This window comes from Streptomyces sp. NPDC059477 (genome assembly GCF_042749375.1).
Lineage (GTDB): Bacteria > Actinomycetota > Actinomycetes > Streptomycetales > Streptomycetaceae > Streptomyces.
On record NZ_JBHYUG010000105.1, the window covers coordinates 23617 to 30123 of the forward strand.

Sequence of the window (6507 nt, forward strand, 5' to 3'; positions counted from 1 at the left end):
GCGATGCTGATGCTGGCCTTGCGGTCGATCCGGCGGCGGCCCGGACGGTTTCTCGCGACCCTGCTGTCCGCGTTCCTCGGCGCCGCGATCATCATGACGTTCAACTCGCTGCACGACACGGCCGGGCGGCCGGGTGTGGACGCGGTCAGTTCGGAGACCCTGACGATGGCGGCGAGCGTGGTCGGCGGGTACGGCTCACTGCTGGTGTTCTTCGCCGTCGCCTCCACACTCACCGTCAATGTGCGCCAGCGCACGGCCGAACTGGAGCTGCTGCGCTGCTCGGGGGCGACCCCGGCGCAGCTCAAACGGATGGTGGTGGGTGAGGCGGTGGCCGTCGCCCTGGTGGGTGCGGCGCTGGCGATCGTGCCGGGCGTGCTGGGCGGCCGGGCGCTGCTGGCGGTGTTCCAGGACAGCGGGCAGGTCGCGGACTCCGTCGACCCCGCCTTCGGGCCGATCGCCCTGTTGTCGGGCATCGGCATCACCGTGCTGGCGTCGGCGGGCGCGGCCTTCCTCGCCGTACGCCGGGCCACCCGCCGCGAGGAGCCGCGCGGCCGGGGCCGTACGGTCCTGGCGTACACGGCGCTGATCGCGGGCGGCCTGACGGCGACCGCGACTCTCACGCTGGACGCGACGGACGCGGCGCTGATGGCACCGGCCGCGTACGGGGCGATCCTGCTGTCGGTGGGCTGCGCGCTGTTCGCGCCGCGGCTGCTCGACACGGTGCTGCGGCGGCTGGACCCGACGGGCGCGAGCGGCTGGCTGGCCGTACGCAATCTGCGCCGCCGGTCCGGGCAGCTCGCCGGGATCCTGATGTCGCTGATCCTGTTCACGGCGGTGTCGGCGGCGACGCTCACCATGCAGTCCGTGGAGAGCGCCGAGGTGGCGGCGTCGGGCCTGGTGAAGTCGGTCGACGCGAAGAACCTGGAGACGCTGAACTTCACGGTCGTCGGCATCATCGTGGTGTTCGTGTGCGTGATGCTGGTGAACTCCCTGTACGCGGCGACGGCGTACCGCGAGCGGGAGTTCGGCCAGCAGCGGCTGGCCGGGGCGACGCCGGGGCAGGTGCTGGCCATGGTCGGCACGGAGGCGCTGGTCCTGACCGTGACCGGGCTGTTCTTCGGCACGGCGGCGGCGCTGGCCGGGGTGGTGCCGTTCACGGTGGTCCGCTCGGACGCGGTGCTGCCGGGTCAGTTCCTGGGCATCTGGGCGGCGGTGGCCGCGATCGCGACGACGGTGACGCTGGGCACGAGCCTGCTGACCGCGCGTCGGGTGCTGCGGACGCCGGCGGTGGGGGCGGTGGGGTTGGCGGCGTGAGGGTGGGTGGGGGTGGGCATGGGAGGTGGGGGTGGGCATGGGAGGTGGGGGTGGGCATGGGAGGTGGGGGTGGGCATGCGAGGTGGGGCAGGGCTGTTCCTCTGAGTGTTTCCCCCATGTGCCCCCCGTGTGATCCCCATGGGATCCCCCGGGGGATCCCTCCCGTGGTCCCCCGGGTGTTCTCAGGGTCCGTCCCTGATGTCGTGCGGCCCGGCGGTCCCTAGGCTCGTGGGGAGGGCTTGAGGCGGGCCGGCCGGAATCGGCGGCGGGGATGGATGGGGACCGGTGGGGGCTCATGAAGGCTGTGGTGCAGGACCGGTACGGCGGGTGGGACGCGCTGGAGGTGCGGGAGGTGGAGCGGCCCGTGGCGGCGCCGGGTGAGGTGCTGGTGCGGGTGCGGGCGGCCTCGGTCAACGCCTACGACTGGCACTGTCTGCGCGGCGATCCGAAGATCGCCAGGCTGGCGTTCGGGCTCGGCGGACCGAAGGCGGCGATACGGGGACGGGATTTCGCCGGGGTGGTGGAGGCGGTCGGCGGTGCGGTGACCGGGCTCGCGCCCGGCGACGAGGTGTACGGCGAGGCGGACGGGGCGTTCGCGGAGTTCGTGTGTGTGGCGGACGGCGCGGTGGACCGTAAACCGGCCCGGCTGACCTTCGAGCAGGCCGCCGCGATGCCGCTGGCCGCCAACACGGCGCTGATCGGTCTGCGGGACGTGGCCGGGGTGAAGCCGGGGCAGACGGTGCTGGTGAACGGCGCTTCGGGCGGGGTGGGCACGTTCGCCGTGCAGATCGCCAAGGCGTACGGCGCGGAGGTCACCGCGGTGTGCACGGCCCGCAACGCGGAGTTGGCCGGCACGCTGGGGGCGGACCATGTCGTCGACTACGCCCGGGAGGATTTCACCCGCGCCGGGCGCCGCCACGACGTGGTGCTGGACCTGGTGGGCAACCGGTCCCTGGCCGACTTCCGGCGTGCGCTCGCCCCGGAGGGGACACTCGTCCTGTCCGGCGGAGGTTTCTACGACGGCGGCAGTCTTCTCGGCCCCATGGGCCTCTTCTTCCGGCGCCGGTTGCTGTCCCCGTTCGTCCGTCAGCGGCTGTTGGAGCTTCCGGCGAAGCCCAGCAAGTCGAATCTCACGGCGTTGCGGGATCTGGTCGACGCCGGGAAGGTCACCCCTGTCGTGGAGCGGACGTACCCGCTGAGCGAGGCGGCGGAGGCCATCCGGCACCTGGAGGTGGAGCACGCCCGCGCGAAGATCGTCGTGACGGTGTGAGGCGCGGGTACGCCGGTGCGGCACACCCGCGCCGGGGAGGGATCTGCGATCGGACGGCTAGCGGTCGGTGGGCTTGGCGTACTCGTTGGCCATGGATCCCGCGAAGTCGTAGAGCAGGACCTGGTCGTCACCGATGACCCAGGCGTCGTGCCCGGGCGGGAGGACGAAGACATCGCCGGGCCCGACCTCGCCCTCGGCCCCGTCGTCCATGCGGAAGCGCATGCGTCCCTGGACGACATAGCCGTTGTGGTGGATCTGGCAGGTGTCGGTGCCCGCGAGCGGGGCGACGGACTCCGACCAGCGCCAGCCGGGCTCGAAGGTGCCGATGGCGAAGTCGAGTCCGGTCAGATGGATGGTTTCGAGGTGGCCGCGCGGGAAGTCGCGCCGCTCATCCGGCTTGTCGAGCGTCTTGATCTCGAACATGACGCTCCTCCTTTCCGGCCGCACCGGTCTGCGACCGGGTCCGGCTCTCCACCGCCCACTCACGCGATGCGAGCGAGGCGGACGGGGCCGGGCCCCTCACCGTCCATCCTCCGCCCGGACGGGGCGGGGGCGCCATCGGGGAGGGGTGGGCGGGGTGCGATTCCGGGGCCCCGGAAGAGTCGGGGGCAGAGATTCCAGGCGGGGCACCTTCGAGGGGCAAGAGCGCCCTGGAACGTCGGGGTGCGCAAACCTCCGGATCACCTGAAGTGACCACACGAGCGCTGAATGCAATCGGATGCCGTCGATCACGCCAGATCACCTTTGAGCCCCTTTATGGCTCGGTGGCCGTCGAGGATGCCGGACCCGGGACCGTGACGGTCCATACCCCCACGGCATCGACGTCCCCGCCGATCAGCCGATGTCACAAAACCGAGTCGCCGACCGGTCATCCAGGAGAACGGCACCCACACCGGAGTGCCCAGCAAGCCCATTCCCCACAGAAGCGGAGAAATCGTGTTCGCTGCCTACGTGACGGTCACCATCCTGGGTGCGGTCTTCAACGGTGCCGCCGCCACCACCTATCTGATCGGCCACGAATACCCCAAAACCCAGGCGGACATGAAGGGCGTGCCCCGCAAGTGGGTGCCGGTACTGGGCCTGCTGCTGGCAGCGGGCACCGTGGGACTGCTGGCCGGACTCGCCGTGCCGCTCCTGGGGACCCTCGCCGCCTCCGGCCTCGTGCTCTACTTCATCGGCGCGATCATCGCCCACCTACGCGTGGGGTCCCGCAACATCATCGGCGGGATCGTGTTCCTCGCCACAGCGTTGGCGGCCCTGACCTTGAGCCTGCTCCACCACGGCCCCTCGTAACCCGAGGGACGCAGCAGTACCGCCCCCATCGGTGAGCGACCCCTGCACACAACTCACCGACACCCCATGCCCGCCGGTGTCGCCGTACCCACCCACCCTGCGCCGATCGGGTCCTCCGGCGGGGCGCCGCCCGCCCCCGGGGCGCGCGGCCTCTACTATGGCCCCCGTGACCAGCACCCCGCAGCGAACCAGCCGACGCCCCTCCGGGCGTGCGGTGCTGCTGCTGGTGTTCGCCGTGTTGGCGGGGGTGCTCGCCATGCACGGGCTGGGTCCGGGAGGCGCGCCCGCGTCGCACGCGGAGCATGGGATGACCGCCGCCCAGCCCGTTCAGGAGACGGGTACGGCGACCGCCGTCCGGCCGGTCCAGCAGGCGGGCGAGGGCGACGGCCTCCAGGCGGCGCGGCAGACAGGCGGCGATACCGTCGCCCGGCCGTTCGAGCAGCGGGCCCGCGCGATGACCGCCAGCCACGCGGTCCAGCAGATCCGCGATACCACCCCCACCCAGCCGGTCCCGGAAGCCCGTGCGCATGGGGTCGAGGCCGGGACCACGCCCGACGCCCCCGCCCCCCACGATGTCCACTGCACGCGGGCCACCGGCGATGACGGTGGGTCCGGGCATGCGCGGCACGCCGATGTCACGTGTGCCGCGAGTGGGGTCTCGACGTCGTACGCCACTCCCGCCCTCGCGTCCGCCCTCGAACCGGCGGCCTCTCCGCTCGTGCCGCCCGGCCGGGCCGCCGCCGCGACGGACAGCGGGCGGGCGCCGCCCGATCTGGCGCAACTGCAACTCCTGCGGATCTAGAGACACCCGCACGGCCTCCCCCGCCCAGAAAAAAGGGGCGTATCCGCCGTGCTCCGGTCTGTCTCCACCTCACCTCGCGTCCGTCGTGGCGCGCAGCACAAGGAGTTCCAGCAGCATGACCGCACACCGTACGTTCTTCCGCCGTGCCGCGATGGTGGCCGGCACCGCCGGCGCCGCCTTCGTCCTGGCCGCCTGTGGATCCGGGGACGGCGACGCCGGTTCCTCCGCGCACGGCGGCCACGACGCGGGCAGTGCCTCGGCGTCGGCGTCGGCCGACACGTCCGCGTCGGCCTCGCAGGGCGAGCACAACGCCGCCGACATCGCCTTCGCGCAGGGCATGATCCCGCACCACCGGCAGGCCGTGGAGATGGCCGACCTGGCGGCCACCCGGGCCGGTTCCGAAGAGGTCAAGGCCCTCGCCGAGGAGATCAAGAAGGCACAGGACCCGGAGATCGAGACCATGTCCGGCTGGCTGACCGCCTGGGGCGAGGACGTGCCCGCCGCGGACGCCGGTCATGACGGGCACGACATGTCCGGGATGATGACCGCCGACGAGATGACCGATCTGGAGTCGGCGTCCGGGCAGGCCTTCGACACCGCGTTCCTGACCCTCATGGTCAAGCACCACGAGGGCGCGGTGGAGATGGCCGGGGCGGAGAAGCAGGACGGCGCCTACCAGCCCGCGCTGGACCTGGCGGACGCCGTGATCTCCTCCCAGTCCGCCGAGATCGAGCGGATGAACGAAATGCTGGGGAAGGGCTGATCCCATTCCTCGGGGGGCGGGTCCGGGCCCGGACCCGCCCCCAGGGGCCCGGACCCGTCGCCGGGGGCTCAGCGGCGCAGCAGCAGCGAGGTGACCCGCAGCCGCCCGCTGTGGATCCAGACGTCCGAGTACTCCACCGGCCGGTCGTCGGCGAGATAGGTGACCTGCTGGAGGTACTGCACGGGCGCGCCCTCGCTCAGCACCAGGGCCTCGGCGACATCGGCGGGAGCCGCCTCCGCGCTGAAGGTACGGCGGGCGGTGGCGATCTTCAGCCCATAGGTGCCCTCCAGAACGCCGAAGAGGCTCGACGTGGTGAAGTCGACCTCCTCGATACCGGGCGCGAGGTCGGTGCGTACGAAGTTGAAGAGCAGGGCGACCGGGCCCTCTCCGGTGCTGCGGACCCGGACCAGGCGCAGCACCCGGGTGCCGGGGGTGACGTCCAGCAGGGCGGCGACGGGCTGCGGCGGGACGATCAGCGAGCATTCGCGCACCGAGGTGGTGGTCACCACGCCCTGGCTGGCGAAGTCCTCGGAGAGGGTGCTCAGCTTCTGGGCGATGGCGGGCTCGATGGTCGTCGAGGTGACGAACGTGCCGCGCCCGCGCACCTGCCTCAGCAGGCCCTCCTCGATCAGCGTGGTCAGGGCCCGGCGCAGGGTGCCGCGGCTGACGCCGAACTCGTCGGCCAGTTCCGGCTCGCTCTTGAGGCGGTAGTGCGCCGGCCACTCACCACTGGCGATACGCAGCCGGATGTGTTCCGAGATCTGCGTGTGGATCGCCGTGGGGACATCACGCTGGATCGCCGGAGGTCCCCCATTGTCGGCCGTCACGTTCGTCATGTCTCCTTCTTGGGCCGCCCGGTCGCTCGGGGCTTTCCGGTCGCTCGGGGCTGCCCGGTATCCCGGGGCTGCTCGGTGTCCCGGGGTGCTCGGACTTCTCGGGTTTCTCGGGTCTTCGTCAGGGACGGGTGCCGCTGTGGCGGGGTGCCGCCGGGCGCCCGGCCCCCGGAGGGCGCCGGGGGCGGGCGGCGCGGGGCGGGGGGGGTCAGGGGCGCGCGGGGGCCCCGCG

At 72.3% G+C, this 6507-nt stretch carries 7 protein-coding genes; 5 read left to right on the top strand and 2 right to left on the bottom strand.

From position 1 onward, the window contains the following. Positions 1-3: 3 nt before the first annotated feature. Together ACFXAZ_RS33930 and ACFXAZ_RS33935 are read left to right on the top strand one after the other, a co-directional pair. Positions 4-1314, top strand: a complete 1311-nt coding sequence (locus ACFXAZ_RS33930) for an FtsX-like permease family protein (RefSeq protein ID WP_384599020.1) — start codon at positions 4-6, stop codon at positions 1312-1314. A 295-nt stretch (positions 1315-1609) separates the two neighbouring features. Next, positions 1610-2584 carry an NAD(P)-dependent alcohol dehydrogenase gene (locus tag ACFXAZ_RS33935; RefSeq protein WP_384599023.1) on the top strand — a complete coding sequence of 325 codons (975 nt, stop codon included), beginning with the start codon at positions 1610-1612 and terminating at the stop codon, positions 2582-2584. A gap of 57 nt (positions 2585-2641) precedes the next feature. Here ACFXAZ_RS33935 and ACFXAZ_RS33940 read toward each other — a convergent pair whose 3' ends face one another. Then, on the bottom strand, positions 2642-3007 hold the full coding sequence (locus tag ACFXAZ_RS33940) for a cupin domain-containing protein (protein ID WP_384599026.1): 366 nt from the start codon (positions 3005-3007) through the stop codon (positions 2642-2644). 513 nt (positions 3008-3520) lie between these two features. On the opposite strand from ACFXAZ_RS33940, the gene ACFXAZ_RS33945 reads away from it, so the two are divergent. The 3 genes from ACFXAZ_RS33945 (at position 3521) to ACFXAZ_RS33955 (ending at position 5442) form a co-directional block, all read left to right on the top strand. Next, positions 3521-3877: a DoxX family protein gene (locus tag ACFXAZ_RS33945; protein ID WP_384599029.1), complete on the top strand. Its 357-nt coding sequence runs from the start codon at positions 3521-3523 to the stop codon at positions 3875-3877. A 166-nt stretch (positions 3878-4043) separates the two neighbouring features. Further along, positions 4044-4679, top strand: a complete 636-nt coding sequence (locus ACFXAZ_RS33950) for a DUF6153 family protein (RefSeq protein ID WP_384599032.1) — start codon at positions 4044-4046, stop codon at positions 4677-4679. Positions 4680-4794: 115 nt separating this feature from the next. Next, positions 4795-5442 (top strand): DUF305 domain-containing protein, encoded by a 648-nt coding sequence (locus ACFXAZ_RS33955; protein ID WP_384599035.1) that lies wholly within the window; start codon positions 4795-4797, stop codon positions 5440-5442. A 68-nt stretch (positions 5443-5510) separates the two neighbouring features. On the opposite strand, the gene ACFXAZ_RS33960 is transcribed toward ACFXAZ_RS33955, so the two are convergent. Then, positions 5511-6269 carry a GntR family transcriptional regulator gene (locus ACFXAZ_RS33960; RefSeq protein ID WP_384599047.1) on the bottom strand — a complete coding sequence of 253 codons (759 nt, stop codon included), beginning with the start codon at positions 6267-6269 and terminating at the stop codon, positions 5511-5513. Between the last annotated feature and the right edge of the window lie 238 nt (positions 6270-6507).

Excerpts from the sequence above, each read along its gene's own strand:
- ACFXAZ_RS33930 (WP_384599020.1), top strand. The coding sequence starts at position 4 with ATGCTGATGCTGGCCTTGCGGTCGATCCGGCGGCGGCCCGGACGGTTT.
- ACFXAZ_RS33940 (WP_384599026.1), bottom strand. The coding sequence starts at position 3,007 with ATGTTCGAGATCAAGACGCTCGACAAGCCGGATGAGCGGCGCGACTTC.
- ACFXAZ_RS33955 (WP_384599035.1), top strand. The coding sequence starts at position 4,795 with ATGACCGCACACCGTACGTTCTTCCGCCGTGCCGCGATGGTGGCCGGC.
- ACFXAZ_RS33935 (WP_384599023.1), top strand. The coding sequence starts at position 1,610 with ATGAAGGCTGTGGTGCAGGACCGGTACGGCGGGTGGGACGCGCTGGAG.